Source organism: Streptomyces sp. NPDC047974, assembly GCF_040653375.1.
Taxonomy (GTDB): Bacteria; Actinomycetota; Actinomycetes; order Streptomycetales; family Streptomycetaceae; genus Streptomyces.
Genome location: NZ_JBEZNU010000113.1, coordinates 1 through 1,458 on the forward strand (window position 1 = coordinate 1; position 1,458 = coordinate 1,458).

Annotated in this window: 2 protein-coding genes; both read left to right on the top strand. The window is 60.4% G+C overall.

All coding sequences use genetic code 11. From position 1 onward, the window contains the following. On the top strand, positions 1-267 hold a 267-nt coding region (locus tag AB0E19_RS38695), incomplete at its 5' end, for a hypothetical protein (protein ID WP_362189935.1). A gap of 2 nt (positions 268-269) precedes the next feature. Then, a partial coding sequence (locus AB0E19_RS38700) for a hypothetical protein (protein WP_362189938.1) occupies positions 270-1,458 on the top strand: 1,189 nt, incomplete at its 3' end.

Here is a 1,458-nt window from a genome sequence, read left to right on the forward strand (position 1 = left end):
AGCCAGGTTCGGCACGCCAGCGAAAAACATGTGTCCAAAGCCGGCTTTCTTGTCACCTCGGCCGCGTGCGTGGCCCTTTGCTTTGGGGCATTGGTCGTCAACAAAGTGAAAGGAACACGCCCTTCGCCGGCGGCGATCCAACTCGCGCCCTCGTTGTCGTTGAACGAGTGCAAAAAGAAATGGACGAGCGGCACCATCACGCCTCAGGAAATCGTGGCGTGTCAGGCGCTATCTCAAACCAACAACAACAACAACGGGAGGCACTGAGCATGTTGCTATCGCTGATGGATTGGACGGTCGGTATTGGCCGCAAGCTGTTCAAGAAGGACGATCAAGCGTCGAGCACGCTGGAGCAAATCATTCTGGACGGCAATGACCGCTACGAAAACTTGGTCGGGCGCTTTGACGTGAGCGACCGCGTGAAGAGCCGCGTGCTGGACGTTCCCCCAGAGGATGTAGATATGGCGGTCCAAGCGGGCGCGGTTTTCGACGAGAAAGAGATGGCACTGGTTGTGCCCGAAGAACTGGATCTGGACCAGTTCCATCCGTGGTGGCCGAAGGTTCCGGAGGATCTGCGCAACACCCAGGCCCGCATGATCATCACCAAGGAAGGACGTCGTGCCGAAGGCTTCGTGCTGGGGGACGACATGGCGCTGGGCGGCGACAGCACTGCAACCTCGCTGATGTATCTGGCCTTCCCGCTGATTGGTGCGGTTCAATACTTCTTGGGCTCGCTCATTGGCGCTTTTAGTTACGTGGTGCTGCTGGCTGCCATTCCTTACTTTGTTGCGTTGAAGCAAGCGGAAGGGATGAAGGAAGCCTTCAAGGGCCTGGCCCTGATGGTGCTGCCCGTGCTGATTGCAACCGCTTCGGCGGCGTTGTCGTCCGCGCTCCACGTGGACGCGGCCAGCATGGGGCAAGCAGCGGTTGACCCGATGAACACGGGAGCGGGGATGATGGCGGTCGCTGCGGGCTTTGCCAAAATGGCGGGCATCGTTCTTCTGATCTTGACCATTCCTGGCCTGCTGTTGTTTGCGGCCTTCCTGAGTGCGGCCTCGCATCCCCACCGGGGCGTGCTGGGGGGGACCGCCGAGCGCTTCATTCAGATGATGAAGTGGATGGTGGTGATCTTGGCCCTTGTTGGGATTGGCTCCCTTCTCCCGGACGGGATGGGCGTGGCCGTGGCGTTTGTGATCGCGGCCATGTATGCCTTGCAGTTCACGGAAGGCAACTTCGTTCAAACGGCCGCTCGCCTCTACCTGCAAAACCTGGACAACAACCTGGCGACCCAGGGTGCCCTGTCCAAGTCCCACGTGAAGGCCCGCGAGCAGCAGGCTGCCGAAGCGTTGCGCGACAAGACCCCGCTTTTGAAGGTGGGTCGAGCGTCTGGTCACCTGAACGACCGCGGCCATGGCTTTGCGCCGGACAAGGGCACGGTGATGATGCTGTCCTGGCGCG